Origin of the sequence: Bradyrhizobium symbiodeficiens (assembly GCF_002266465.3) — a bacterium.
GTDB lineage: Bacteria > Pseudomonadota > Alphaproteobacteria > Rhizobiales > Xanthobacteraceae > Bradyrhizobium > Bradyrhizobium symbiodeficiens.
In genome coordinates, this window is record NZ_CP029427.2 from 4,241,384 (window position 1) to 4,266,988 (window position 25,605).

At 63.8% G+C, this 25,605-nt stretch carries 19 protein-coding genes and 1 pseudogene; 7 read left to right on the forward strand and 13 right to left on the reverse strand.

The genetic code is table 11. The features are described 5' to 3' along the window. Positions 1–15 precede the first annotated feature (15 nt). The 3 genes from CIT39_RS19715 to CIT39_RS19725 all read right to left on the reverse strand — a co-directional run bounded on the left by CIT39_RS19715 (position 16) and on the right by CIT39_RS19725 (position 6,337). Complete coding sequence (locus tag CIT39_RS19715) at positions 16–1,299, reverse strand: cytochrome P450 family protein (RefSeq protein WP_094977587.1); 1,284 nt, start codon at positions 1,297–1,299, stop codon at positions 16–18. Beyond that, positions 1,296–4,319, reverse strand: a complete 3,024-nt coding sequence (locus CIT39_RS19720) for an ATP-binding protein (protein ID WP_244607401.1) — start codon at positions 4,317–4,319, stop codon at positions 1,296–1,298. The genes CIT39_RS19715 and CIT39_RS19720 overlap by 4 nt, the downstream gene beginning before the upstream one ends. Positions 4,320–4,984: 665 nt before the next feature. Further along, entirely contained in the window at positions 4,985–6,337 is a 1,353-nt protein-coding gene (locus CIT39_RS19725; protein WP_094977585.1) for an Nramp family divalent metal transporter, read from the reverse strand. Between the two features lie 166 nt (positions 6,338–6,503). Between CIT39_RS19725 and CIT39_RS19730 the strand changes: the two genes are divergently transcribed. From CIT39_RS19730 to CIT39_RS19740, 3 genes are all read left to right on the forward strand, one after another. After that, a complete protein-coding gene (locus CIT39_RS19730; RefSeq protein ID WP_094977584.1) occupies positions 6,504–7,748 on the forward strand; it encodes an MFS transporter in 1,245 nt (414 codons plus the stop codon). Positions 7,749–8,026: 278 nt separating this feature from the next. Then, entirely contained in the window at positions 8,027–9,043 is a 1,017-nt protein-coding gene (locus CIT39_RS19735) for a serine hydrolase domain-containing protein (RefSeq protein ID WP_148667332.1), read from the forward strand. Next, positions 9,030–9,341, forward strand: coding sequence for a hypothetical protein (locus tag CIT39_RS19740; RefSeq protein ID WP_094977582.1), 312 nt, complete (start codon positions 9,030–9,032; stop codon positions 9,339–9,341). Before CIT39_RS19735 ends, CIT39_RS19740 begins: the two co-directional genes overlap by 14 nt. Positions 9,342–9,455: 114 nt before the next feature. Here the strand turns inward: CIT39_RS19740 and CIT39_RS19745 are convergent, their stop codons facing one another. Continuing rightward, complete coding sequence (locus tag CIT39_RS19745; RefSeq protein ID WP_094977581.1) at positions 9,456–10,715, reverse strand: adenylate/guanylate cyclase domain-containing protein; 1,260 nt, start codon at positions 10,713–10,715, stop codon at positions 9,456–9,458. A 179-nt stretch (positions 10,716–10,894) separates the two neighbouring features. Between CIT39_RS19745 and CIT39_RS19750 the strand changes: the two genes are divergently transcribed. After that, complete coding sequence (locus tag CIT39_RS19750; protein WP_094977580.1) at positions 10,895–12,052, forward strand: MFS transporter; 1,158 nt, start codon at positions 10,895–10,897, stop codon at positions 12,050–12,052. A 31-nt stretch (positions 12,053–12,083) separates the two neighbouring features. Further along, a complete protein-coding gene (locus CIT39_RS19755; protein ID WP_094977579.1) occupies positions 12,084–12,275 on the forward strand; it encodes a hypothetical protein in 192 nt (63 codons plus the stop codon). Here the strand turns inward: CIT39_RS19755 and CIT39_RS19760 are convergent. The 5 genes from CIT39_RS19760 to dmeF form a co-directional block, all read right to left on the reverse strand. After that, complete coding sequence (locus CIT39_RS19760) at positions 12,272–13,150, reverse strand: DMT family transporter (RefSeq protein WP_094977578.1); 879 nt, start codon at positions 13,148–13,150, stop codon at positions 12,272–12,274. The two genes, CIT39_RS19755 and CIT39_RS19760, sit on opposite strands and share 4 nt — an antisense overlap. Before the next feature lie 174 nt (positions 13,151–13,324). Continuing rightward, positions 13,325–15,322, reverse strand: coding sequence for a S8/S53 family peptidase (locus CIT39_RS19765; RefSeq protein WP_094977577.1), 1,998 nt, complete (start codon positions 15,320–15,322; stop codon positions 13,325–13,327). 36 nt (positions 15,323–15,358) lie between these two features. Next, positions 15,359–16,498: a phosphatase PAP2 family protein gene (locus tag CIT39_RS19770; RefSeq protein ID WP_202975537.1), complete on the reverse strand. Its 1,140-nt coding sequence runs from the start codon at positions 16,496–16,498 to the stop codon at positions 15,359–15,361. A gap of 31 nt (positions 16,499–16,529) precedes the next feature. Continuing rightward, positions 16,530–18,362, reverse strand: coding sequence for an adenylate/guanylate cyclase domain-containing protein (locus CIT39_RS19775; protein ID WP_094977575.1), 1,833 nt, complete (start codon positions 18,360–18,362; stop codon positions 16,530–16,532). A gap of 290 nt (positions 18,363–18,652) precedes the next feature. After that, entirely contained in the window at positions 18,653–19,609 is a 957-nt protein-coding gene (gene dmeF / locus CIT39_RS19780) for a CDF family Co(II)/Ni(II) efflux transporter DmeF (protein ID WP_094977574.1), read from the reverse strand. Positions 19,610–19,809: 200 nt separating this feature from the next. Here dmeF and CIT39_RS19785 point away from each other — a divergent pair, with 200 nt between their 5' ends. Together CIT39_RS19785 and chrA are read left to right on the forward strand one after the other, a co-directional pair. Then, on the forward strand, positions 19,810–20,628 hold the full coding sequence (locus CIT39_RS19785; RefSeq protein WP_148667333.1) for a chromate resistance protein ChrB domain-containing protein: 819 nt from the start codon (positions 19,810–19,812) through the stop codon (positions 20,626–20,628). Further along, positions 20,628–22,013 (forward strand): chromate efflux transporter, encoded by a 1,386-nt coding sequence (gene chrA / locus CIT39_RS19790; RefSeq protein ID WP_094977572.1) that lies wholly within the window; start codon positions 20,628–20,630, stop codon positions 22,011–22,013. The genes CIT39_RS19785 and chrA overlap by 1 nt, the downstream gene beginning before the upstream one ends. Positions 22,014–22,096: 83 nt before the next feature. Here chrA and CIT39_RS19795 read toward each other — a convergent pair whose 3' ends face one another. The 4 genes and pseudogenes from CIT39_RS19795 to CIT39_RS19805 form a co-directional block, all read right to left on the reverse strand. Continuing rightward, the gene (locus CIT39_RS19795) at positions 22,097–23,287 is read right to left on the reverse strand and encodes an HWE histidine kinase domain-containing protein (protein ID WP_094977571.1); all 1,191 of its coding nucleotides are present in this window, start codon (positions 23,285–23,287) and stop codon (positions 22,097–22,099) included. Positions 23,288–23,515: 228 nt separating this feature from the next. After that, positions 23,516–23,767 carry a hypothetical protein gene (locus CIT39_RS19800; protein WP_094977570.1) on the reverse strand — a complete coding sequence of 84 codons (252 nt, stop codon included), beginning with the start codon at positions 23,765–23,767 and terminating at the stop codon, positions 23,516–23,518. 230 nt (positions 23,768–23,997) lie between these two features. Continuing rightward, a pseudogene (locus tag CIT39_RS33215) lies at positions 23,998–24,123 on the reverse strand (histidine kinase); the annotation flags it as partial. 515 nt (positions 24,124–24,638) lie between these two features. Continuing rightward, entirely contained in the window at positions 24,639–24,830 is a 192-nt protein-coding gene (locus tag CIT39_RS19805; protein ID WP_148667334.1) for a hypothetical protein, read from the reverse strand. Between the last annotated feature and the right edge of the window lie 775 nt (positions 24,831–25,605).

A 25,605-nucleotide genomic window follows, 5' to 3' on the forward strand; every position in this document is an offset into this window, starting at 1 on the left:
TCCTTCCTCAATCCGTCAGACGAAGTTCACGCGCATGCGAGACATCAGTGCGCCGTCGTAGGCAATAGCCTTGCCCTCGCCTCGCGTTAGCCGCAGCTCTGGCAGGATCAGCAGACCAATCAGCGCACTCGTCAGGATTTCGACCGCGTAGTCCTTGGCGGGACATTGGCGCGTGCCGTATCCGAACATCAGCCAGCGCAAATCCTGATGTGGACCCCAATTGCGGGCGGGGCAGAACTGACCGCTCTTCTTGACCACCCTGGAATCAAACAGGGCGGCGATCGACCAGATCGCCATCTTGCCGCCAGCGGAACACGGCGCGTTGTGCCGCGCGCCGGTCTCAAATTCCGTATCACGCGGCACGTCGCGCGCGAGCAGCGGAAAGATGGGCCGAAAGCGCATCAGCTCGAGCATGTGCTGGCGCACCAGATCGCGGAACCTGGCGTCGTGCCAAACGCCGGCCGCCCCGAGCCGCTGGGCTTCCGCCCGCAGGGCCCGGTGAACCTTGGTACGCCCGAGCAGTTCCTGCACCGCGAGTGCCCCCGACTGCACCGTGACCGGATGCGAAATCCAGGCAAGACCGGCGGCATTCCGCGTGATCGTGCTGGCCGTACTCTGGACGCCCCAAGCCTGTTCGATGTCGCGGTTCACGGCGGCGATACGTGCACGCAACGCATCCGAGCAGAGCTCTGCCCGTCGCTGAACCCTCAGCGTCGCAGTGCTTCCGGCAAGAAGCTGGCCTGCGACATACCTGATTTCCAGGAGATATTGCCGTTGCAACCCTGGGTCGTTGGCGTTGCCATTCGCGCCCGCCACCACCTTGCCCGTTGCCGCCCCGAACAGCGGATCCATCGCTCGGAAAACGATCCACATCAGGTAGTCCTCGATCAGGTCGAACGACTTATTCGTCCCGAGCTGCCCAAGCTGCTGGACGCGTCGCTGAACCTCCTGATCGGCCGCGGCCGGCAAGCTCGCAGCCAGCAAAGCCAACCGATCATCGAGCAGACGCCTGTCGTCGTGGTAGGTGGGACCGGGATCCATGCCAATCAGGTAATCGCCGGCGGCCAGATTGGCCGCATGGGCAGAGTTCGAGAAACTCTGCGGCCTTGTCAGCACACCCTTGACGGCGCTGGCCCGTGCCGCCATGCCGAGCCAGCCCCCCACGAACGGCAAAAGCCGAAACACGGCACCAAGGGCTCGCAATGCGCCCGGATGGCGATTGGCCCAACAGAAGATCCCATAGGAGAGGCTCCGGAGCCCCGGCGGCATTGCATCGGGAGTGCCAGCCGAGAGTTTCATGCTGCGTACCCGTCCTTGCGCCAATCTGCGAGCGCCGCGGCGGCCCGTCTCTGATAGTGAGGCATGCCCAGACGCTCCGCTGCCTCGGCGGCTCGCTTGAAATGTGCTTCGGCGCCTGCCAGATCGCCGGCCTGCCGCAAGGTTTCCGCAAGCTCGTACAGGGCTTCGGTCTGGTGTCCGTATTCCTCGGCGGCCTGCTCGACCGCCTTGCGTCCGACAGCCATCGCGTCGTCCAGTCGTCCGAGCTTGCGATAGGCGATCCCCAGGCTCACGCGCATGAATGTCCTGCCATAGGGGCCGGCCGCCTCGTAGATGCGATCGGCGAATCCCTTCTCCAGCATGGGCACCGCTTCGGCGGCCTTGCCGTTGCGCGCCAGCGCGCTGCCGAGAACGCCGGTGCACACGGACAGCATGGTCGGCACGTTGTGCATCAAGCATTGCTGCACACCCTTGCGCATCAAGGACTCGGCACGGTCGAGTTCCTCGCGTTCGACCCAGATCTGCGATTGGACCGTGTCGATCAACAGCCGGGAATACGGATGATCGATGCTGGATAGAATCTCGTAGGCCTTAGCGCAGAAATCGTCCGCAGCGCCGCCATCCCCGAGGCGCCAGAGCGTGCTGGCATGAAAGGCGTACAGGTTGATGATCGGAATCGCGGCCCAGCCGGGCTGGACATAGTGGGCCGACAGTTCCGGTTCGTAATCGGACAGCAGGATTTGGCCTTCGGCCGCCGCTTCGGCGTATCGCCCGAGCGCATGCAGATGCATGAGGCGGGTCTGATGCGCCGCCATCATCATGTGACGACGCTGTGCGAGGCGTGCCGCTTCCAGGCCCTGCGAAGCGTAGCGCAGACCTTGCTCGAAACGTCCGCGCATCCACAGAAATACAGCCGTCTCGGTCGAAACCGCAGCCCTTGCACGCTGATCGTTCAGTTGCACGGCGATGGCTCCAGCCCGCTCCATGTTGTCGAAGATCTCGTCGATCTGCCCGAGAGCCAGCATTGCACCAATGGCCTCCAGCCGAAGCGCGAGCTCCAGGGTCTGGGCGGTCGTCGCTCCCTCGACGCGCTGTGCCGCCTGGATGCCGTTCTCCAGCAATTGGACGGCCTCCCGATTGGCCGAGCGCGAGATGGCACGAGCCATCGACTTGGCGGCGAATTTTGCCGCCTGCTCCCATTCCTCGCCCCCGAAGGCATGATGCGCCAGTGCCGGCGCGGCATCGACATCGGCGGCGCCGGGCTGGGCGTGCAGCGCCAGGAAGGCCTGGCGATGCAGTGCCTTGAGCCTGGCGCGCGTGAGTACCCCGAGCACGACGTCACGGACCAACGCATGACGGAATGCGAAGGCGTGCGACCCGCGCGAGCTCCTCGCCTGATCCGGCCCCGTCAGCAAGCCGGACGCGACGCAAAGACCCAACAGCTCTTCGGCGCGATCGAGGTCCACGGCCTGCATTGCGGCAACCAGGTCGTGCGTGATGGGATCCCCGAGGATGGCCGCGGCCTCGATCGCTGACTTGGCAGCGTCGGGCAGCCTGTCGACCCGCGCGCCGATCACCGCCGCGATGGAGCCCGGCACGCGCAGCTCGCCGAAAGGCCTCTGCAAGCGGTAGGCGCCAGGGGTTCCTTCCAGCGACCCGTCATCGATCAGCGTGAAGACCAGTTGTTCCAGGAAGAAGGGATTGCCGTCGGCGCGCGAGACCAGTTCTGTCGTGATGCCGAGCACGGACGGATCATCGCCGAGACAGGCGCGCGCGAGCCGGAGCATTTCTCCATCTCCCAGCGGCTCGATCATGTGCTCGGCAAACCAGGACGCCCGCCGCCACTGGTGCTCGAAATCCGGACGATAGGTGACGCAAATCAGGACCGGCAGCCCCTGAAGTTTGGGAAGCAAGCCCTCGAACAGCCGCCGGCTCTCGCGATCGGCCAGGAAGACATCCTCGAGCACGAGCACGAAGGCGCCGGACCGCACGCGTCTGCGCACGAGCCAGAGCAACGCCTCGCCGATCCGGCGCCGTCGTTGCGCCGGGTTCAGCGCCAGCCAGGCCTCGTCCGGCGCAGCAAGTCCCAGGAGATCATTGACCGCCGCCCAATGCTCGGCGCCGTCATCGGGCCATTCCGCAATCAACGCCTGCTTGGCCGAATGCCGAATGTCGGCCGCACTCGTTTGCGGAAGCCCGACCAAACTTGCGGTCAGATCGGTGGCGGTGCTGTAGGCACGCGTGCTCGCATATCCTCTCGCCTGCGAAAAGCAGATCTCGATCCCCTCTCGCGCGAGGCTGTCCATCCAGTCGACGATCAGGCGCGACTTGCCGATCCCGGCATCGCCACACAACCCGATCGTTCGCATGCCGGACTTCTGAATAGTCTCCAGCGTCCCTTCCAGGATTCTCAGCGTGTGTTCGCGTCCGATCAGAGGCGCCCAGCGCGGCTTCCGCGTCAATGGCGCGGCCGCCGAACTTTCGGTCTCCACCACGACTTCATGCACTTCGATCGGAACATCCAGTCCACGCACGGTCCGCATGCCGGCCGTACGCGTGTCGATCTGCTGCGCGACCAGCCGCTGCGTCGCGGCGCTGATCAGGATGCCGCCGGGCGGCGCCATCTTCTCGAGCCGCGAGGCGAGATGGATCGTCTTTCCGTCCGCGCCGTAATGGGACCACCGGTACTGTCCGACGATCCCGACCAGCACCTCGCCCGAATTGATACCGATGCGCAGCGTCGGGCTGACGATGCCTCCGACGTCATGGCCTGGGATGGATGCTCTCTGCATCTTGAGAGCGGCAAGGCACGCCCGCAGGGCGTGGTCTTCCTGGGCCACGGGCGCGCCGAACAAGGCGACGAGGCCATCGCCGAGCAACTGGCTCACCGTGCCGCCATAGGTCTCGACCGCCTCGGCCAACCGGTCCAGCGCCCTGCCGAGATAGGCGCGGGCTTCCTCGGGGTCGACATGCTGCACCAGGGAGGTCGAATTGCAGACGTCGACGAACAGCACGCTGACCTGCTTGTTTTCAGTCAGCATCTGCGAGCGAACCGGAATAGGATGGTGCAGCTGGACGACGTGCGCATCGCGGTTCGGGGCGCCCGGCTCTTCCGCGTTGCGATTGAGGCTCGCGCCGCATTGAGAGCAGAAGCGATGCTCACGGGAAATATAGGCTGAACAAGCGGGACACCTGGTCACGGCAGCACACACTCATCAATGACTTGAACAAATTACAAATGCGTTCTGCCTTGAACATCGCCCCTTCGAGGCGTGAACCCGCTCAGTAGAAAAACAAGCTGTCGATCAATCCAAACGATCAAACCAAGTATTTCGTGCGGCAACCATATTTGCGCACAACCGATAGATGAATCCGGAGAACTGCAGTGGCCGCTCTGGTCCGGCGCGGGACCCGCCGATCATCCCGCCGGAAGCAAAATCAATGCTGAAACAGGCGTCAGTATTGTACGCCCGGTCAGCAATTGCAACTAGTATACGCGTGTCGCACAACTTGAAAAGTGACAGTTTGCCAAATCGACCCCGATGTCTTCCGCGGCAAACCTGCGCCCGAAAACGGGGAACAAACTCGCCAGCCGACACATCTCACTGGGCGGAGGCTCGCGTTCGGGAGGGTCATGCCCGCTGTCTGATCGGGAGGCCCGTCGAGCACGGTCCACTTGAACGGGCCGGGCGGATCGCCGCCGCCCTCACCCGAACAGCGTATCCACCAGCAGCTTCACGTTCAAAACCACGATGACGCCCGCGACGATCCAGGCGATCGCCGCGACATATCCCGGAATCGCGAACTGCCCCATCTTGCGGCGGTCGGAGACGAAGCGGACCAGCGGGATCACCGCGAAGGGCAGCTGCATCGACAGCACGACCTGGCTGAACACCAGCAGGTCGGCCGTGCCGCGCTCGCCGTAGATCGCGGTGACGACGATCACCGGAATGATGGCGATGCCGCGCGTGAGCAGGCGGCGCGCCCAGCTCGGCAGGCGCAGGTCGAGAAAGCCCTCCATCACGATCTGGCCGGCGAGCGTCGCCGTCACCGTCGAGTTCAGGCCGGAGGCGAGCAGCGCAATCGCAAAGAGCGTCGAGGCGATGCCGAGACCGAGCAGCGGCGACAGCAGCTCGAAGGCCTGGCCGATCTCGGCGACGTCGGAATGGCCGCTCTTATGGAAGGTCGCCGCCGCCACGATGAGGATCGCTGCGTTGATGAACAGCGCCAGCATCAGGGCGATGGTCGAGTCCGTCGTCGCCCATTTGATCGCCTCGCGGCGGCCCTCGTCGTTGCGTTCATAGGCGCGCGTCTGCACGATCGAGGAGTGCAGATAGAGATTATGCGGCATCACCGTCGCGCCGATGATGCCGATCGCGATGTAGAGCATCTCGGGGTTGGTGAAGATCTCGCTCTTCGGCATGAAGCCGTGCAGGACCTCGGCGACCGGCGGCGCCGCGGCCACGATCTGGACCGCGAAGCAGACCGCGATCACCCCCAGCAGCGCGATGACGAAGGCTTCGAGAAAACGGAAGCCGCGGTTCATCAGGAGCAGCAGCAGGAAGGCGTCGAGTGCCGCGAGCAGCGCGCCGCCGATCAGGGGAATGCCGAACAGCAGCTTCAGCGCGATCGCGGTGCCGATGACTTCGGCGAGATCGCAGGCGATGATCGCGGCCTCGCAAGCGATCCAGAGCAGGAAATTCACCGGCGGCGAATAGGTGCCGCGGCAGGCCTGCGCGAGATCGCGGTCGGTGACGATGCCGAGCCGTGCCGCCAGCGACTGCAGCAGGATCGCCATCAAATTCGAGAGCAGGATGACCGAGAGCAGCGTGTAGCCGAACTTCGAACCGCCGGCGAGATCGGTCGCCCAATTGCCGGGGTCCATGTAGCCGACCGAGACCAGATAGCCGGGACCGACAAAGGCGAGCAGCCGGCGCCACCAGCGGCCACCGAGCGGAACGGCGACCGTGGCGTTGACCTCGGGGAGGCTCTTGGTGACGGGCGCGTCAGCGCGCCAGCCGGCGGCGTCGGGGGTCAAATCAGGCGATCGGGCATCCATGCGAGGAGAATACCGAGTTCGAGGCTTATTGCAACTCATTTGCAACTGCATCTAGTGGCATGGGTTCCCGCTCCTGCCGTTATTCGCCGCCGTGTCGGGAAGCGGGTGGGCCCGGCGGCCCTTGGCGGCGGATAGTGGCGCCAACCGACTTTGCAGGAACTGAGCCATGTCAAACCCGCCTCGCCTTCCCGACACCTTTGCCCGCCTCGCCTGGTCCAACCTCGCGGCGCAGTCGGCCGAGCAGATCGCATTGGCCGCGGCCCCCATCGTCGCCGTGCTCACGCTCGGGGTCGCGGAAGGCCAGACCGGGCTGCTGCAGACCGCGCTGACCCTGCCCTTCGTGCTGTTCGCAATTCCGGCCGGCCTGCTCGCCGACCGCATCTCGCGCCGCTCGCTGATGGCCGGCGCCGAGGCGCTGCGGGCCGCAGCCCTCGCCACCATCGTGCTGCTGCTCGCGCTCGGCGCGCTCAATCTTCCGCTGTTGGCGCTGCTCGGCTTCGCAGCCGTCTGTGGCACCGTGGTCTACAGCGTAGCCGCGCCGGCGCTGGTGCCGTCCTTGGTGAGCTCCGACCTCCTGCCAGCGGCGAATGCCCGCATCGAGCTCGCGCGCACCGTCGCCTTTGCCAGCGGCCCTGCGCTTGGCGGCGCACTGGTCGGATGGTGGGGCGCAAGCCCGGCCTTCGGCTTTGCCGCGGCACTCTCCGCCATTGCTGTCGTGCTGCTCTCCGGCATCTACGAACCCGCACGCGCGCCCGTCCCGCGGCGCCATCCGTTCCAGGACATCCGCGAAGGCGCGGCGTTCGTGTTTCACCATCCGCTGCTGCGGCCGGTGTTCGTCACCCAGTTCATCTTCAACACCGGCTGGTTCCTGCAGATCGCGGTGTTCGTGCCCTATGCCGTGCGCCATCTCGGCCTGACCGCCGCCGGAATCGGCACCGTGCTGACCATGTACGGCGTTGGCATGGTGATCGGCGCGCTGCTTGCCACCCGCGTGATGCGGCGCATCGCGTTCGGCACCGTGGTCGGCCTCGGCCCGGTCACCGGCTTCGTTGCGGCGGTGGTGATGGCGCTGACGGTGCTGGTCCCCTCGCCCTTTCTCGCCGCGTTGAGCTTCTTCCTGCTTGGCGTCGGACCGATCCTGTGGGTGATCTCGACCACCACGCTGCGCCAGTCGGTGACGCCGCCGCGCCTGCTCGGACGCGTCTCCGCCATCAACATCATGAGCTACGGCGCCCGCCCGCTCGGCTCGGCGCTGGGCGCGGTCGTCGGCGGCCTCTGGAGCGCGGAAGCGTGCCTCTATCTCGCAGCCGCCGTATTCGGCGTGCAGGCGCTGGTGATCTGGCTGTCGCCGGCGGTGGCGCTGGATCGCCAGCCGGACATGGTCGGGGATGAAGTGGCGGTGACGTGTTAGTCACAACCGTCGGGGCGAGTAGCACTTCGCGGCGAAGCAATCCAGAATCCTTCAGCCGGAGACAGTCGGATTGCTTCGCTGCGCTCGCAAAGACGGAGTATGTAGAGACAGGCGAGCTAGGGAGTTACTCATAAATAGGGGGCGGCGCTTGACGTCCGCTATGCCCCCGCAATCGGAATTGTCGCTGGACTTCCGCGCCGAGTCGATAGGAGACATACTCCTTGAAGTTTTCACCCGATTTGATCTCTACTTAAGGGAAACCTTTTTTGGGGGACGTCGTGTCGGCGCCGCAATATTCCCGTCGCAGGGCTGTGTCATCGCTGGCTGCTACAGTCGCTTGTGCGTTTGCTGATCTCATTCCCGCAACCGCAGAACTAGTTTCCCCTGGCGCGACGCAAGACTGCGCCGGTCCGATTGTCTCCGCAACAGGTCCAAACGCCGAGCTTTACGGCGCCAAAGATGGTTATCCACTTCCCGACATTGCGGAGGCGCGGAGGCAAGGCGACCCTTGGGAACCAAAATTTCGTGTCGGTGCATTCACCCACATCGATCAGATCTATCCAACGCGGCTCATAAGGCGAGCTGTGACACCCTGGAAATTCAAGTGCTCGCGGGCAGACGTTCATTACATTTTTCAGGGGAGCAAGTTTTCGCCCCTCGACTACATGTCCCGCAATCCGACCACTGGCCTGCTAATCGCCAAGGACGACCAGATTGTCTTCGAGGGCTATCAGTACGCACGAACTGATCAAGATCGGTTCGTATCCCAATCGATGGTCAAGACGATAACCGGGCTGTTGATCGGGATCGCCATCTCGGAGGGGGCGATTAAGTCGGTCGACGACATCCCCGAAAGTTACGTACCGGGTTTTATTGGTAGCGAGTACGGCAGGACACCAATTCGCGATCTGCTGCACATGTCCTCAGGCGTTGATTTCGGTGAAACAAGAGACGGAGGACGTGACCTCAATCGCTTGTGGAATGGCATGGGGATCGCGTCCCCGAACTCCAAGTTGGGCACGGTTGGGAGCATCTTGCAATTCAATCAGCGTGTCGCCCCAGCGGGAACAAGATTTTACTACGCGAGCATAGAAGCCGACGTGCTCGGCATGGTGCTTCACGGTGCGGTCAACAAGTCAGCGTCCGACTATTTGCATGAGAAAGTCTGGGAACCGATCGGCGCGGAAGCGGACGCCAATTGGCTGGTGGACGCAGAAGGATTCGAACTGGGGCACTTTGGCTTCAATGCCGTTCTGCGCGATTACGCCCCGGCTAGGACGTTTGCTGGCGCATGATGGCGCATGGGATGGCAAGCAGATCGTTCCGACGCAATGGATGATCGATGCGACCACCGTTCGAGCTTCGGATGACTATCTGCGACCGGTCGTGGAGACGAAGAGATTTGGCTACGGTTATCTCTTGTGGCTGTTTCCCGGTGAGAGGCGGCAGTTCGCGTTGTTAGGATTCAAGGGCCAGTGTATTTGCGTTGATCCGACCTCTAAGGTCGTCATGGTGCATACGGCAATTGAGGACCCGGCACATCGAGGCGAACAATGGGCTCTTTGGTCGGCGCTGGTCGATCAGCTAGGCTGATAATAGCTCGGGACAAGCTCGACATCGACCGCTTCGGGTCCATAAGCGTCCGACGCAGGCCGAGCGGGCGACTTCCGCACAACCCTCGGCAGCTGACCTTAATGAGTATAGGCCCTAATTCGCCAGATACCGCTCGTAGCTTCCCGTCACCGGCTCACTGGCGTCGACTTCGGGATCGAGCGTGTAGAGATCCTGCGCGCGGCCGATGCCGCGCAGCGCGTAGCGGCCGGTGGAGACGAGATAGCGTCGCCCGGCGGCATCGAGGCCCTGGTAGAACTCGGATGAGGCCAGCAGCTCGCGGTCGACCGAGCGGCTCATCGAGGCGATGCGGCTGACCTCGTTGACGGTCGGGCCGACCACGGTGAAGTCGAGCCGGTCCTCGCTGCCGATATTGCCGTAGAAAACCTCGCCGACATGCAGGCCGATATAGGCCGACGTGGTGGGACGGCCGTCGGCCTCGCGCCGCTTGTTCAGCGCCGCGATGTTCTTGCGGAACAGATGCTCGGCGCGCAGCGCGGCGCGGCGCGCATCCGCCATGTCCTCACCCCAGAACATCGCGAGCACGCCGTCCCCGATCAGCTTGAGCACGTCGCCGCCGGCCTCGTGGATCGGGTCGATCACGGCCTGCGCATAGTCGTTGAGGAACGGGATGATCTCGTCGGGCGCGATGCTCTCGCTGATCCCGGTCGAGCCGCGCAAATCCGAATACCACAGCACGGCGTTGATGCGCTCGGTGACGCCGCGCGAGATGCGCCCGCGCAAGACCTGCGCGGAGGCGTCGCGGCCGAGATAGACGCGCCCGAGCGTGCGGGCGATATCGACCTGCTGCGCCGATTTGATCGCGAGCCCCAGCACCGGCACGAGATCGCGCAAAGCCTCCAGCTCACCGTCGCTGAAGCCGCTGTCGCGGCGCGTGGTCCAGCAGGAATAGAGGCAGTCCATCAGGCCGAGCGCGCCGTTCTCGCCGAAGCGATGCACGAAGGCGAGATAATGTTTGTGGCCTTTCTCGGCGAGCTCGCCGATCTGCGAGAAATCCAGCGACGGCGCCTCGGCGAGATCGATCACCATCTCGTCGTGGCCGTTCTCGAGCATGTGGAAGAACACCGAGCGGCGCCAGCTTGCGGCAGCGTCGCCGTCGGCGGTCGAGCCGTATTCGAACGCGTCGCTCTCGTTGCTGGGACGGTCGCTCCAGCGGAAGCCGCGGCCCTCGTAGATCGGATGCAGCGTGTCGATCACCACCAGCGCGCGCGACAGGTCGAGCCCTTCGGCGCAGCAGCGCTCGCAGAAGCCGCGGAGCAGGTCGATTTCGGGAAGGCCCGTGAGCCCCTGGCCGGTCAGCCAGTTCATCAGCGCAAGGCGCGAGGTCAATTGCATGCGCCATTATGGCGTGCATTCGTGACGAGCGGAAGGCCGCGTGCGAACGTCATGCGACCAAGGCTCCCGTCTCAAGGCTCTCGTCCGCAGCAGGTCCAATATGCCGCAGCCGCGGTTGACGCGCTGTCGTTGCCGCTGCAAATGGAACCGATGACACCGCCGACCAGAAATACAGCAATATGAGCCAGCGCCAGCTTCCGATCATCCTGGCGCTCGGCACCACGCAGACCCTGGCCTGGGCCTCCAGCTATTATCTGCCGGCGCTGATCGCCGATCCCATGGCGCGCGACCTCGGCGTCTCCTCCAACTGGATCTTCGGCGCGTTCTCGGCCTCGCTGGTGATCTCGGCGATGCTCGGGCCGCGCATCGGACGGCAGATCGATCTCGTCGGCGGCCGGCAGGTTTTGTCCGCCTCGAACCTGACGATCGCCGCCGGCCTCGCGCTGCTCGGCTTCGCACATTCCGTCCCGGTGATGGTGTTCGCCTGGCTCGTGCTCGGCATCGGCATGGCGATGGGGCTCTACGACGCCGCCTTCGCCGCGCTGGGGCGCATCTACGGCACCGAGGCGCGCAGGCCCATTACCGGCATCACGCTGATGGCGGGCTTCGCCTCCACCGTCGGCTGGCCGCTCACCGCCTGGGGCCTGTCGCATATCGGCTGGCGCGAGACCTGCTTTGCGTGGGCCGCCGCCAACATCCTGATCGGCCTGCCGCTGAACTTCTTCATGCTGCCGGCGATCAAGGGCGCCAAACAGGCGGCGGCGACGGCCGAGAAGCCGCATCTGCCGCTCGACCGCACCATGGTCCTGCTGGCCTTCATCTTCGCGGCGGTCTGGACCGTCACCGGCGCCATGGCCGCGCATTTCCCGCGCATCCTGGAGACGACGGGGGCGACGCCTGCCGAAGCCATCGCGGCCGGTGCACTGATCGGCCCGGCGCAAGTCGGGGCCCGCATGTTGGAGGCCGGCTTCCTCAGCCGCTTCCATCCGCTGTGGTCGACCCGGCTCGCCTGCCTCACCCATCCGATCGGCGCGGTAATCGTGGCGATCTTCGGCGGCGCCGCGGCGAGCGCGTTTGCGCTGTTCCACGGCTCGGGCAACGGCATTCTGACGATCGCGCGCGGCACGCTGCCGCTGTCGATCTTCGGGCCGAAGGATTTCGGCTACCGTCTCGGCATCATCGGCGCCCCCGCACGGATGGCGCAGGCGGTGGCGCCGCTGGCCTTCGGCCTGCTGATCGACGTCATGGGCGCCAAGGTGCTGATCGTCTCCTCCGCGCTCAGCCTCTCGGCGCTGGCGGCCTTGTTCCTGATCCGCACCAAGCCGCGGCCGGATTGACCGGACCGAGGCTTTCGCGCACAAGCGAGCCATGAGCCAAGACAACAGCCCGCCCCGCACATTCAAGGGACTCCTGCGCTGGGCGACCACGCCGCCACAGGCGTGGGGCGTCTACCTGCTCGCCATCATCCTGGTGTGGCTGGTCTCGTTCTACGCCGGCATGTTGAAGCCGAAGAAGACGCCGGACGCGAGCCCTGCGACGGTGACGGCACCGAAGGGCTAGGCTGGCTTCGCCTCGCTGGTTGCGATCCATATTCCGGCGAACACCGCGACCAGCCCGACCAGAAGGTTGGCCGTAATCGGCTCGCCGATCAGCAGCGCGGCGAGCAAGGTGGCAGCGATCGGATTCACCGTCATCGTATTGGCGACGCGGGTCGGCGTCGCGCGCACCAGCGCCATCACCCAGAGGATGAAGGCGAGCGCACCGCCGCCGACGCCCAGATAAATGCCGGCGATCCACTGCGCCGACGTGAATTGCTCGAGCGCCGCAAAGCTGCCCTTCACCAGACCTGCCAGCACCAGCACGAGCGCGCCTGCACCCATCCCGGCCGTGAGGAAACCGAGCGCGCTGGAGCGCCGCATCAGCGGCCGCGACAGCACGTTGTAGAACGCCATGCAGAACACTGCGCCGGTCATGATCAATTCACCGCGCCAGGCGCCGGGCGGACTCTGCGCGAGGCCCACGGCCAGCGCCGCCGCCACGCCGAGCACCGCGATGCCGACGCCGGTGATCTTGCGTGCGGTCAGACGTTCGACGCCGAGAAGCGCGCCGACCACCATGGTGTGGAGCGGCAGCGTCGCCAGCGCGAGGCTCGCGCGCGCGGCCGTCGTGTAGGACACCGCGATGTTGTAGAGGATGAAGAACAGGCCGAAGAAGCAGACGCCGAGCCCCGCCACGGCCGGCCAGTCGGACCTTTGCGGCCAGCGCACGCCGAGCAGAAGCGCACAGGGCAAGAGGCAGAGAAAGCCGATCCCCCAGCGCAGGAGCGCCAGCAGGATGGGATCAGCCCCGCCGACGAGATAGCGGGTGATCGCCGCAGCTGTCCCGCCGATGCTGCTCGACAGCAGTGCGATCGCGACCCCGACCCACTCTCCCACGATCAGCTCCTGTTGCGGAGTCTTCGCACGGCGCTAACACGTGGCTGCTGCCAGCATCATGGCAGCAGCTTCGCTACCTATCTCAGTCATAGACCTCGGGTGACGTCTTCTGGACGTCGCTGACCTTGCTTGCGCAAAAGGAACGCGAATCCTGTTCGCGCGCCTCGCCACAGGTCACGGCGGATAGAGATCGCCCCAACCTCGCTTCTCGTCCGGAGGACTGGCTGGAGCATCGTGTACCGTTAACGGTCGCAGATCCGCAACCAATCGTGCGAGTTGCGGCGCGGCTGCGCTGGTACCGATGAGACGAAACACGATACCGCTTCGATTGCCCCCGGCGCGTACCCCCTGGAGAGCATCCGACTCGTCGCAGAACAGCGCGTAGTCGGGACCAACTCGCCGCGGGAGGGGCCCGGTTCGTGAGCGGCCCGCCGACGAATAAGGCGACTTGCGTTTTGGCGCCGAAAGAATGTGACCGCCGGCCACGTGCACACCCGCGACGGCGTCCGTACCAATCCCGTTAAGGGTGCCCAGGCGCGAAACAAGCGATCCGGTCTTGTCGAACTCCCCACCGGCATACGTGCAGCCGGCCTCGGCCGCGCGGCCCGCCTCCCATCCGGCATCGACGAAATACGAACGCTTCGCACCGGTGCGCATGTTCATGTTCGGATCGGTACGTGCCACATAGGCATGAACCTCGCTCCCCACCTCGATGCCCTCGACTTTGATCCTCCAACTCCCATGCTCGGGCACCATGCCGGCACCGGCAACGGTGGGCTCGACCGCAATCAGCCACACCCTGCTGTCACCCCAGTCAACCGGGGCATACGCGCCGGTGTAAGGCGGAAGCGCGGGTACAGCGGGCGGCGGAGATGGGAGGCCGGGGGGCGCAGGACCGGTAGTCGACGAGGAGCTAAGACCACTGGGCGACGTCAGCGTCACAACGACACCGCCCGTGTGGTTCATCTTCATCCAGACTTCAGCGAAGCAGAGCACGGTGTTGTCGGGAGGAAGGCGCCATGTCCATTCGACATGGTCGGCGTCTGCCACGGTTTGCCTGACGAAACGGACCTGCCCATCGCTCAGATAGTTGTTGCCGGCAGGCAGGAAAATATCAAGCTTTGGACGTCCGGAAGTACCGTCGTAGTAGATGACAAGCTCCCTCAGCTTGCCCTCAAGCGCTGCGGTGCCATCATGAGGTCCGGTGGTCGGCCCATAGCTGACATTAATCACCACGTTCTTTGTGCCGGAATCGACAAATGACATGATGTAGTCGATTGCGTCGGCGACGTAACCCTTCAGCCAGACGCCGGTCGCGTCGCGAAGGCAGCTCTCAGGAAACTGCACGAACACGATATCGGCTTCGCAAGCAGGATCGGTTCGGGGATCTTCGGGCTGCCAACTTGGCGGATCGCCGCGCGCGATGCGTGCCGAGAGCGGAATGCGTCCGGCGAGGACATCCATCACATGTGCACCATGCGAGCCCCGATGCTTGAGCGTCTTGAAACCCGCATCCGCGTAGCAGCCATCCTCGTCGATCACGTTTGCTCTCTTGTGCAACTGGATCCAGTCGTTGAGCCCGACCACGCCGGATACGGAGTCTCGAAGGAATTCGAGGCCGTAATTGAAATCGAACGGCTTCTCGCCAAAGACGTCTGCACCTGCGGGGATCGGGACTCTGTCTGCGTGCTCGTTCTGATCCCAGACACCGCGCACGCGTGTCCCGGTTGCGACACCCGCGATCCGCTTGACAAACTGAGCTGCCGCGAACGGACAGCCATCATCGATCACGCCGATGAGCAGAGACGTTGGTGGTTGTTCGCTCGAGAACCTATCGAGCCGCACGCTCTTTTGTATGGCCGTCGGCTCCGATGGAAGCGACAACTCGACCCTGAATACATTGTCGTTCCATGCCTGGAAGTTTGCCTCGACCGCCTTCTTGTAAGCCCGCATGGTCAGATATCGCGAATTCGGACTGATCCGTCCGAACTCGGCACCGAAGCAGTGAGGACTCATAGCTCTCATAAAGTCAGAAGCCAGATCGGCCCTCTTGAGCTCCACAAACAGGAATAGCTTGGACTTCTGCTCGTCGAAAAACTCGAAGTTTTTGAATTCGCTCGCGATTGCGTACCGAAGGTACGGGTCGAAGCATGTCGGTAATTCTCCGGCCATGGAATGCTCTCCACTTCCGTTTCAGGAACGTGTTTCCTACGGGAATCTCGTCGACACTTCGGAGTAGGCCTTGTCCCACAGCTCCTTCATCAGGAGGGACTGCGTGACGGTCCCGCCGGTGGTTTCCGAATAGAACTTGTTGGCATTGAGCGCCTGGTCAGCATGGAAGGGGTTGAAATCCGTGCTGGGGTTACTGTCGACGTAGCCCGCGTCGAACGTGCGCCTCTTGGTTGCCGTGCTCCCCAGACAACGCCCGACGAAGTACTCGCCAAGGGCGATGCCCAACATCCGCCCTGCCATGCTATCGACCGGAAAATGGACGCCGGCCACGACCCGGTTGGTTGCGATCCGTGCCGCCTGGCGATCGAGCTGCTCGATGATCTGGGGGAATCCGGATGTCGCCTTATGCAGGCTCAATAGCCGTTTGAGCACGTAGGCTACCGCGTAGGCCTGCGTCGCATGTCCGCTCGGGAAACTTCCGTGTCCCGGCGTCGTGATCATCGGCTGCACCTCGGCGTTGTATTCGACCGGCCGCCAGCACGCCAGCGCATGCTTGAAGCGCATTTCCACGTAAACGCAGAACTGCAGGACCATGTTGATGAGCTCGAACGTGCGCCTGGTCCTCTCGGGATGCAGATAAACGATCGAAGACCAGAAGGCATATTGTGGATCGACCTGCGCCATGATTTCCGTGGCGCGTTCGTTGCGCAGCTCGGCCCAACTCAGGACCATCGCAATCTGGTTCTTAAACGTCGACTCGCCCGGACGCCCTATCTCCGCAATCACGTATGCGGGCGACCGAACCAGGAATGAGTTGGGATCGGCGGCCGACACCTGAAAGGTGATGCCCTGCAGCATTTCCCCGACCGCCGTGAAGGCGCGCACCCACGGCTCCCAGCGATCCAGTTGGGCGGGATCGTCGATCGTTGTCGGCAAGACAGGCGCGTGAAAGTAATAGTATGGAGACGTCGAAATTTCGGGAACAACGATTGTCCCTTCGCGGGCGTGGATGAGTGCATCCACCATGATGGGATTGGCCCAGACGTCGCCGAGTGTGCCAAGGACCGCCCCTCCGGCGCCGCCTGCTCCGCCCGCACCGCCTGCTCCCCCTGCGCCGCCAGCTCCGCCAGCACCACCTGCGCCGCCTGCTCCTCCCGCTCCGCCTAGTTGAGCCATTGCCTGCCTCCTTATGAAAACAAGTCGTTAGTCAGCCTGTCGTCGGTAAACCCGCGATTTTCAGGCAGCGGGCCCAGTGCCTGCCTGTTTCGAGCTGCGCATTCGGGAGGCGCCCGATGTATCGATCCACGGTCAATTGCGGCTCGAGCTCGCGCATCCTGCCCAACGCTGCGCGCGCCTCCTCAATCCGTCCCTGCGAAACGAGTGCGATGGTAAGGACCCGCCAGGTGGACGGATGCATGCGATTGAGGACGAGGGATGAGCGCGCGAGCTTTTCCGCCTCGCCGCATCGACGTGCCGAAAGGAGAGCCGTGGCTCCAAGGGACTCGAAATAATAACGCTGCGGATCGAGCGGAGACAGCTCCATCGCACGCTGCGTTGCGGCAACGGCCGCCTCGCCTTCGCCTTTGAAGGCGTTGACGGTGCCGCGGTAGAGCCAGCCCAGCGCGTGGCTGGGGTTGGCATCGACGGCCTGCTCGCACCGCTTTCGAGCGGTGTCCAGGTCCTTCAACATGTGACAATAGACGAAGCCTTCGGTCGCAAGCGCAAGCGCATCGGAGGGGTCGCGGTCGAGCGCCGCGCGAGTGGCGCTCAATGCTTCGGCGGCCTCGCGCTTGCGGTCTTCGGACCAGCCGCGCGTCATGCGTAGGATGTACCAGTTGGCGAGCCAGGCGCGTGGGGCAGCTATCCGGCCGTGGCGATTGATCAGTTCGTCCAGAGCCTTGCGCGTCTGGAGAAACTCATCCTTGTTCGACCGGTGCATCAGGCGGATGCTGCCAAGCAGCAGCGAATAGCTCTCCAGCGTCGGCAACGGCTGGGTCAGGATATGCTCGACCTCGGCATCGAAGACCGACAGATGCACTGCAGCGGCGATGCGGTGCGCCAGTTCGCTCTCCGGCTGCAGCAGGTCGCCGATATCCCCGCTCAGGCGGTCGGTCCAGACGACCTGGTTGGTTCGCGCCGCGGACAGCTCCGCTGTCACCAGTATCCGGCCCGCAGCGACCACGTAGCTGCCGCTGAGAATGTAGGTGGCACCGAGATGCGCCGACACTTCCGCGACATCGCTGACTCTGCCGCGAAATGTATTGGTCGACAGACGCGAGATCACCTTGAGGTTCGCCGATTTGGATAGGCGCCAGATCACGCTGTCCGCGATCAGGTTACCGATGTCGAGATGTTCCTCCGCGTCCTTGCGCGCGTCGAAGGGGATGACGGCGATCGTCGGCTCCATGGGAGTTCCATAGTCTCGCCGAACGGCGAGGCTCGGGTGCAGACTGGCCCGACCAACTCGGTAGGCGCGAACCGGCTTGTCAAAGTGCTTGAGGATACAATCGCCCAGATCTTCGCATAACGCATCCACACCGTGCGTCAGCTCGTCGCGCGCCGCGGCGCTGCCAATCGTCTCGCCGGGATTGGCAAGGCTGGCAAGAGCTGCCGCCAATTGCTCATGGGCCGCCTCGCTGGCGATCGTTTCACCGGGACCGGCAAGGGTTGCGAGCCGGGCTGCAAGATTGATACCGGTGCCATAGATGTCGATACCGTCGCTCCACGCAGTGGAAGCGTTGATCCCTGCACGAAGCTGGAAGTGTTGATCCTCGGGACGCCCCGTGTTCTGAACAGCTATGCTCCGGTGCATGTCGGCCGCGGCATTGACAGCGTCAGGCACCGACTCGAAGCGGGCCATCAGCCCGTCTCCGAGGCTTTTCACGAGGCCGCCGCGATAACGGGGCAGAATTTGGTCGGTGGCAAATTGGACGAAGTCTGTCCACCGATGCACGGCGGATGCCTCATGCTCCCGCATCAGCCGCACGGACTCGACGAGGTCGACCAAGAGGACCACTGTGTCCTGCTGCACGAGGCCCATGCTCGTCTCTCCGAAGCACGGCCTCCGCTGCCGGGCTCTCAGGTGAATGGCCTCTCGAGGCCGATGCTATTCCACTTACCTGATGTCGACCGGGACCTTGCCCCGGCAATCGCCAATTCGGCGGATGCCCTCATAGAGCGCACGCAAATGCATACTGCGCACGCGGCCGCCCGGTTATGAACCAGATCACGATTTGCGAGATGCCTGCGCCGGTTGCCTCCGCGGCGGTTATGCACAACTCAAAATAGAATAGACATCTTCTCTACACGAGAAGTCACGTTCATTCGCCGCTAATGCGGACACGTCTCCACCTCGACGGTGACATGGCTAAGCCCCTTCAGCCCGACCAGCCGCCGCTTGTACACATCCGGTTGCTTCGGCTTGTCCGACACCACCGAGAGCAGCACGGCACAATGGCCGGGGCCGACCTGCCAGAGATGGAGGTCGGTCACGCGGTCGTCGCCGACCTCCATGCGTGCGCGGATCACCCGCTCCAGCTTCTCGTCGGCGCGCACGTCGAGCAGCACCGCGCCCGACGTCTTGACCAGGCCGAACGCCCAGCTCGCGATCACCGCGCTGCCGATCAGGCCGACGGCGGGATCGGCCCAAACCCAGCCCGAATACATGGCGACCGCGAGCGCGGCGATCGCCAGCACCGAGGTCGCGGCATCGGCCATGACATGGACATAGGCGGCGCGAAGATTGTTGTCGTGATGATGGTGGTGATGGCCGTGGTGATCGTGATCGTCATGGGCATGGCCATGATCATGGCCGTGATGGTGATGAGCATGGCTGTCGCGCAGCAGCCACGCGCTCGCGAGATTAACGCACAATCCGAGCACGGCCACCGCGATGGCCTCGCCGTAGACGATCGGCACCGGATTGATCAGCCGCAGCACGCTCTCATAGGCGATTTCGACCGCGATGAGGCCGAGGATGATTGCGCTGGCGAAGGCGGCGAGATCGCCGAACTTGCCGGTGCCGAAGGTGAAATGCGCATTCCCCAGATGCCGCCGCGCGAAACGATAGGCGAAGGCGGCAATGCCGAGCGCGGCCGCATGCGTGCCCATGTGCCAGCCGTCGGCGAGCAGCGCCATCGAGCCATACAGCGAGCCGGCGACGATCTCGCCGACCATCATGACCAGCGTCAGCACGACCACGAGCCAGGTGCGCCGCTCGTTCTCGTCGTGCTTCTCGCCGAGGAAAGCGTGGTCGTGGGTCCATTGTTCGATGGAATGGGAATGCATCAGGTCAGGCTCCGGGAACAGATTCCTCCGCCCAATATAGGCCGCCGCAGCCGATCTTTCTAACGCTCACCGCCTCCAAAACCGCCGATTGACAGGCCCGCGCGATTTGGCTGTAATGGCGCCATGGGGATTTGAGCGATCTCCCCACGAGGCGACATGCCCAAGTATCGCGTCCCGTTTCGTTTATGCGAGGACGCATCATGTCAACGTTTACGACCATATCATCTGACAAATTGACACGGTTGATCGGCACGGCGAATGCCCCTGTCCTGATCGACGTGCGCACGGACGAGGATTTTGCCGCCGACCCAAGGCTGATCCCCGGCTCCATCAAGCTCAGCCACGACACTGTCTCCGACTGGGGCTGCGAGCTGTCCGGCCGCTCCGCCATTGTCGCCTGCCTGCGCGGCGCAAAGCTCGCGCAGGGCACGGCGGCGTGGCTGCGGCAGCTCGGCGTGCAGGCCGAGACGCTGGAGGGCGGCTTCGAGGGCTGGAAGGACGCCAGGCTGCCGCTGATCGACGCGGCAAAATTGCCGCCGCGCGATGCCAAGGGGCGCACCGTCTGGGTGACGCGGGCGCGGCCGAAGGTGGACCGTATCGCCTGCCCTTGGCTGATCCGCCGCTTCGTCGATCCCAACGCGGTGTTCCTGTATGTGGCGCCGTCCGAAGTGGTCGCCGTCGGCGAGCGGTTTGGCGCGGCTCCCTTCGACATCCAGAACGTGTTCTGGAGTCACCGCGGCGAGCTCTGCACCTTCGACGTCATGATCGAGGAGTTCGGGATCGCGACCCCGGCCTTGCTGCGGCTGGCAACGCTGGTGCGCGGCGCCGACACCGCGCGACCGGACCTCGCGCCGGAGGCGCCCGGCCTGCTCGCGGCCTCGCTCGGGCTGTCGCGGATGTACGACGACGACATCGAACAGCTCGAGGCCGGCATGCTGCTCTACGACGCCTTCTACCGCTGGTGCCGCGACGCCACTGGCGAGACCCACAATTGGCCGACCAACAAAGTGAAGACGTGATGGATACCCGGGTCAATCAAACGGGAGCTGATGCCGATCACGGCATCAGCTTCAACGAGGCGTTTCGCGTCTGGCTTCGCGTCGCCTGCCTGAGCTTCGGCGGGCCCGCGGGTCAGATCGCGGTGATGCACCGCATCCTGGTCGAGGAGAAGAAGTGGATCTCCGAGGGCCGTTTCCTGCACGCGCTGAACTATTGCATGCTGCTGCCGGGACCGGAGGCGCAACAGCTCGCGACCTATATCGGCTGGCTGATGCATCGTACCGCCGGCGGCCTGATGGCGGGCGGGTTGTTCATCCTGCCCGGCATCATCGCCATCATGGGCCTGAGCACCATCTATGCCGCTTTCGGCAATGTCAGCTTCGTCGAGGCGCTGTTTTTCGGGCTGAAGGCCGCCGTGCTCGCCATCGTCGTCGAGGCCGTGGTCCGCGTCGGCAAGCGCGCGCTGAAGAACCGCGTCATGATCGCGCTGGCGGCCATCGCCTTCGTCGCGATCTTCTTCTTCGCGGTCCCCTTCCCGATCATCATCATCGCCGCCGGCCTCATCGGTTACGGCGGCGCACGCAGCGGCCGTCCGGAATTCGCGCCCGCCGGTCACGGCCATGGCGGCGGCAGCGCCGTCATCGACAGCATGCTCGGCGACGCCGTGCCCGATCATGTGCGTCCCGACACCGCGCGAACGATCCGCCTCAGTGCGTTGTGGCTGGCGCTCTGGCTGGTGCCGGTCGCCGTGTTGCTGATCGCGCTCGGCCAAGGCAACGTGTTCAGCCAGATCGCGCTGTTCTTCTCGAAAATGTCGCTGGTGACTTTCGGCGGCGCCTATGCCGTGCTGGCCTATGTCGCCCAGCAGGCGGTCGAGCATTATCACTGGCTGAAGCCGCACGAGATGCTGGACGGCCTCGGCATGGCCGAGACCACGCCGGGCCCGCTGATCATGGTGCTCCAGTTCGTGGGCTTCATGGCCGCGTTCCGCGATCCCGGCGGCCTGTCGCCGATGCTGGCGGCCACGCTCGGCGGCCTGCTCGCGACCTGGGTCACCTTCACGCCCTGCTTCCTCTGGATCTTCGTCGGCGCACCCTATATCGAGCGCCTGCGCGGCAACGCGGGTTTGGCCGGCGCGCTCAGCGCAATCACCGCCGCCGTCGTCGGCGTCATCCTCAACCTGTCGATCTGGTTCGCCCTGCACACGCTGTTCCGCGAGACAGTGCCGGTGCACGCGTTTCCGCTGGACTTCGACAGGCCGGTGCTGACGAGCGTCGATATCCCGGCGATGCTGCTGGCGATCGCGGCGGCCACTGCGATCTTCCGGTTCAAGCTGGGGATGCTGACGGTGCTGGCGGGAAGCTGCGCCGCAGGCGTGGCGCTCCGGCTGGTGGGATGGATCTAAAGCATGATCCGCAAAAGCGCAGTCGAGGCGACGTGGACGTTGCCTATGCCGGTCGGCAAATCATCGAGACCGGCAGCGCCAGTTCAGGCGGCTGCAACAACCGAGCTCAGCGGCACATCCAGCGAATAAATGAAGCCGCTTGGTTCGTAGGCAAGGCCCACCTGACCTGCCAATTGCTGTCCGAGAGACCCCATCATCCGGGTGCCGAAGCTCCGCCGCACCGGCGGCTCGACCGTGGGGCCTCCCCTTTCCGTCCACACAAGGCGAAGTCTCTGCTTTGCGCCGTCGAGTCCCCACGCCACTTCCACGCGGCCTGTGGGGACCGACAGCGCTCCGAATTTGGTCGTGTTCGTGCACAGCTCGTTCATCGTCATCGCAAGCGCGATGACAGCTACGGAGCTGATCTTGATATCTGGTCCATTGAAATGAAAACGTCGGTCGCCATGGCTGTCATAAGGTTCCGTCGCGCTGCTCAGCGTGTGAGTAAGGCTTGCATCCGCCCAACTGACTTGCAGCAGCAGATCGTGGGCTCGCCCCAATGCGAGCAGCCTTCCCTCCATGGCCTTCTGTCCGTGCTCGATACTCAGCGCTCCGCGGAAGCTTTGGGACGCGATGGCACTGACCATGGCAAGCGTATTTTTGACGCGGTGATGAAGCTCGCCCAGGATCAGCTTCTGCAGTTTGTCGGCCGCGGTTCGCTGCTCGGCGTCGATCCCGGCTTGGATGATGAGTGCCCGGGCGTCTATCTCGGCTTGTTCGAGCAGCAGGCGGAGACTGTCGTTTTCTGCCGTCAAAATGGTTTCGTGTGTTGATCGGGATGAAGGATCGACCATTTGCGTCGGGTGAGCCGCCTCACCGGTCATCCAATCGGCTGCAGTCGGAATGATCTGCAGCGCACCTGCACCGATCATCCCCTGCAACTCGGTGATCATTTGCTCGACACCGAGCGGTTTGCCGAAGAAGCGGCTGTTGGCTGGCCTCTCTTCCTCGGACGGCTTCACTTGACCGGAAACCAGTATGATCTTGATCGATGGCCAGCGTTCGCACACCGCATGGGCGAGTTTCAGGCCGTCGATGCTGCCAGGCATTTGAATGTCGGTGAGAAGCAACGAAATATCCGAGCGGGATTCGAGGACCGAGATTGCCTCGTCGGCATTGACGGCCTCGACGGGGCAGAAACCGGCGTCCTCCACGATATCGACGGCACGCATGCGCAGGATCATCTCGTCTTCCACGATCAGAACGTTCGGCACCTGAGTAGGATTTGTAGACATGGCAATATCTCCCTATTTCACGGCGACCGATGCGGTCCTGCCAACGGAGAGCCAGACTCTTCCGATTTCCCGCCAACCACTGGGAGCAACCGCTTGCCGTTGCTCCACTTTGGAAACGACAGCGGCCCAGTCGGAAGCGCACGAGCGCATCTCGACACGATCACCGTTGTCCTGACGGGCTAGAAGCAGGAAGCGCACTCTCGCTTTGCGGCAAGTGCTGGAAAGAGACTATCGACGGGCAGTTACCAGGCGAGCTTCCTGAAGCTTCGCTCCAGAGCCGGCATGTCGCAAGCAGGAAGTGGCAAAGTCCGGCCAGACCTGGGTCGAGCAGTTCGAATCAACGACCCGCAGATCAAGCCGGTCGCCTTTGGCCAGCGCCGCGACTTCATCCGCTTGCACTTTAGGTGCAAACCCCGGCAAAGCGATCACTGAAGCTCCGAGGAGGATAAAGATCGTGAGGGGCAGTAGGGATTTGATCATTAGAGACTGCTGACTTCTTGGTCTTCGATCCTCGACGTCCGGGGATCTGCAGAACAACAACCAAAACGGGAGATCGTTCCATATTTTCACTTATTCGTTGAATTCGTGCTGCTTTGCGCTTTGCGTCATAAGCGGCGCAGGATGCGGCTTCAAAGCGCGAGACTGTTCTTACTCATTCGCAAAGCAACAACCACACCCTCGTCTGACCAGTCGAAGGCTATTGTGCCGCCGAGATCCCAAAGCTCATATGCCGCCTCATCCATCGTGATCGCGTCAGTATCGACGTTCCAGGACCACAACGCGACGCCAGCGGCGCGCGTCGCGGCTCGCAGGTGTTTTTCGTTCCATACGGGCATAGTCACGTGCCAGGAGACATCAGGCTCAGTTCTCCCGTTAGTTCAGCCAGCCACTTTCGCCGAGCACATCGACGGGACGTCTGCACCGACCAGGCAGAGCAGACATGCTCAGCGCTCCATCGCGGTCGGCCTCGGAGCAAAAGGTGGCGGGGACGGCCCACATGACACCGAGCCAAGCGAGCTTCGGCTACGGCCACAGCGAGTATTGGAAAACGCCGTCACGTAAGGCTGCGTTCTCATCGAACGGTAGGCTTCAGGTTGTGGCGGACCCACGAGGGCGCAGCCATTGCTGGATATGCAAGGCGTTCTCATTCAGTTGCGCGGCCTTTAACAAAGCTTCCCGCTCGGGGCCAGGAGGCGCTGTCTCTGCACGGCTGCGAGCGACACTCGCCATTTGAGTGAGGCGTTCCGTCAGGGAAGTGGTTGGCTTGAGCATGAATGGCTCCGCGTACTTGGCGGGAGCACGGGGCTCTCAGTCACCGATAGGCGCCATGATGGGCCGGTGATGAAATCCACTAGGCGCCTATTCGCCCGAAATAGATACATAATTCGGCAGCAGACCAGGTCGCACGGGCGAGGTTAACTTCGAGGCATTTCCTGCGCTCGCTGATCCGAGCGCCGATGGCCGAACACCACGAAAACTGCGCGGTTGCCTTGAACCGGAGCACGTAGTGATGGCTTGGAGCGCCGTCGGCATAGCGGCTCATGTCCAGATCGAGGCAAAAGTGGGCGGTCCAAGCCAGTGCAGCCCTGGGTTCGGTTGACCAGCGACAGCGGACATCACGCGGCTGCGCTCTTCGGCTCAGTTCCTCAGCGGAACTTATCGATGCCTCCAGACAAGAGAATGCTCCCGTCGGGCAAAGCACCCGCCGCGCGCGGGATGACTGCTTGTCAAGCCCCGGCTCATAAAATATTCTACTTTACCGAAATTCGGATTTGTCGTACACACGAAACACCCTGGCCCGAGACGAGGGGCGGATCGCGATCGTCACGAACCGCGGGCTGGGCAGCGATGGACGCGACGGCGTCGGGCGCAACAGGCATTGCAGGGCGGCTTCGGCCGTGAGCAACTGCCTTCGCGCATACGACACGGCGCCGACAGCGTCTTCGCATGGCTTCGGGGGCGAGCACACGCCACCCCCCGGATTCCCAGCGAGGACGTGCGCGGACGGAGAAGTCGTGTGGTCCCGACGCCCGGGGTTCTGGCGCCAAGTCTTGCGGTGATGTAGCGGCCCGACCGGGCGCGCGCATCAGCCATCCCGCAAGGCGACGGGGGCAATAGTGCAACGCTCCCCGAGGAGAGCACGAAGGACACCGTTAAAACCATTCGCGCAGGGAAGGCCGGGCGACCGGCAACACCTGTGGTCCACCCCGTGTGCATTTCTATCGCGCACGGATCTCGGGTGCCAGCCGGCGCCCGGCCTTCCCTGCGCCCTCGTCCTTTCGAGGGTGCGCCGTGAAGCAAAACTCGGGCGACATGCG

Excerpts from the sequence above, each read along its gene's own strand:
- CIT39_RS19715 (WP_094977587.1), bottom strand. The coding sequence starts at position 1,299 with ATGAAACTCTCGGCTGGCACTCCCGATGCAATGCCGCCGGGGCTCCGG.
- CIT39_RS19720 (WP_244607401.1), bottom strand. The coding sequence starts at position 4,319 with ATGCTGACTGAAAACAAGCAGGTCAGCGTGCTGTTCGTCGACGTCTGC.
- CIT39_RS19725 (WP_094977585.1), bottom strand. The coding sequence starts at position 6,337 with ATGGATGCCCGATCGCCTGATTTGACCCCCGACGCCGCCGGCTGGCGC.
- CIT39_RS19730 (WP_094977584.1), top strand. The coding sequence starts at position 6,504 with ATGTCAAACCCGCCTCGCCTTCCCGACACCTTTGCCCGCCTCGCCTGG.
- CIT39_RS19745 (WP_094977581.1), bottom strand. The coding sequence starts at position 10,715 with ATGCAATTGACCTCGCGCCTTGCGCTGATGAACTGGCTGACCGGCCAG.
- CIT39_RS19750 (WP_094977580.1), top strand. The coding sequence starts at position 10,895 with ATGAGCCAGCGCCAGCTTCCGATCATCCTGGCGCTCGGCACCACGCAG.
- CIT39_RS19755 (WP_094977579.1), top strand. The coding sequence starts at position 12,084 with ATGAGCCAAGACAACAGCCCGCCCCGCACATTCAAGGGACTCCTGCGC.
- CIT39_RS19765 (WP_094977577.1), bottom strand. The coding sequence starts at position 15,322 with ATGGCCGGAGAATTACCGACATGCTTCGACCCGTACCTTCGGTACGCA.
- CIT39_RS19770 (WP_202975537.1), bottom strand. The coding sequence starts at position 16,498 with ATGGCTCAACTAGGCGGAGCGGGAGGAGCAGGCGGCGCAGGTGGTGCT.
- CIT39_RS19775 (WP_094977575.1), bottom strand. The coding sequence starts at position 18,362 with ATGGGCCTCGTGCAGCAGGACACAGTGGTCCTCTTGGTCGACCTCGTC.
- dmeF (WP_094977574.1), bottom strand. The coding sequence starts at position 19,609 with ATGCATTCCCATTCCATCGAACAATGGACCCACGACCACGCTTTCCTC.
- CIT39_RS19785 (WP_148667333.1), top strand. The coding sequence starts at position 19,810 with ATGTCAACGTTTACGACCATATCATCTGACAAATTGACACGGTTGATC.
- chrA (WP_094977572.1), top strand. The coding sequence starts at position 20,628 with ATGGATACCCGGGTCAATCAAACGGGAGCTGATGCCGATCACGGCATC.
- CIT39_RS19795 (WP_094977571.1), bottom strand. The coding sequence starts at position 23,287 with ATGTCTACAAATCCTACTCAGGTGCCGAACGTTCTGATCGTGGAAGAC.
- CIT39_RS19800 (WP_094977570.1), bottom strand. The coding sequence starts at position 23,767 with ATGATCAAATCCCTACTGCCCCTCACGATCTTTATCCTCCTCGGAGCT.
- CIT39_RS19805 (WP_148667334.1), bottom strand. The coding sequence starts at position 24,830 with ATGAGCCGCTATGCCGACGGCGCTCCAAGCCATCACTACGTGCTCCGG.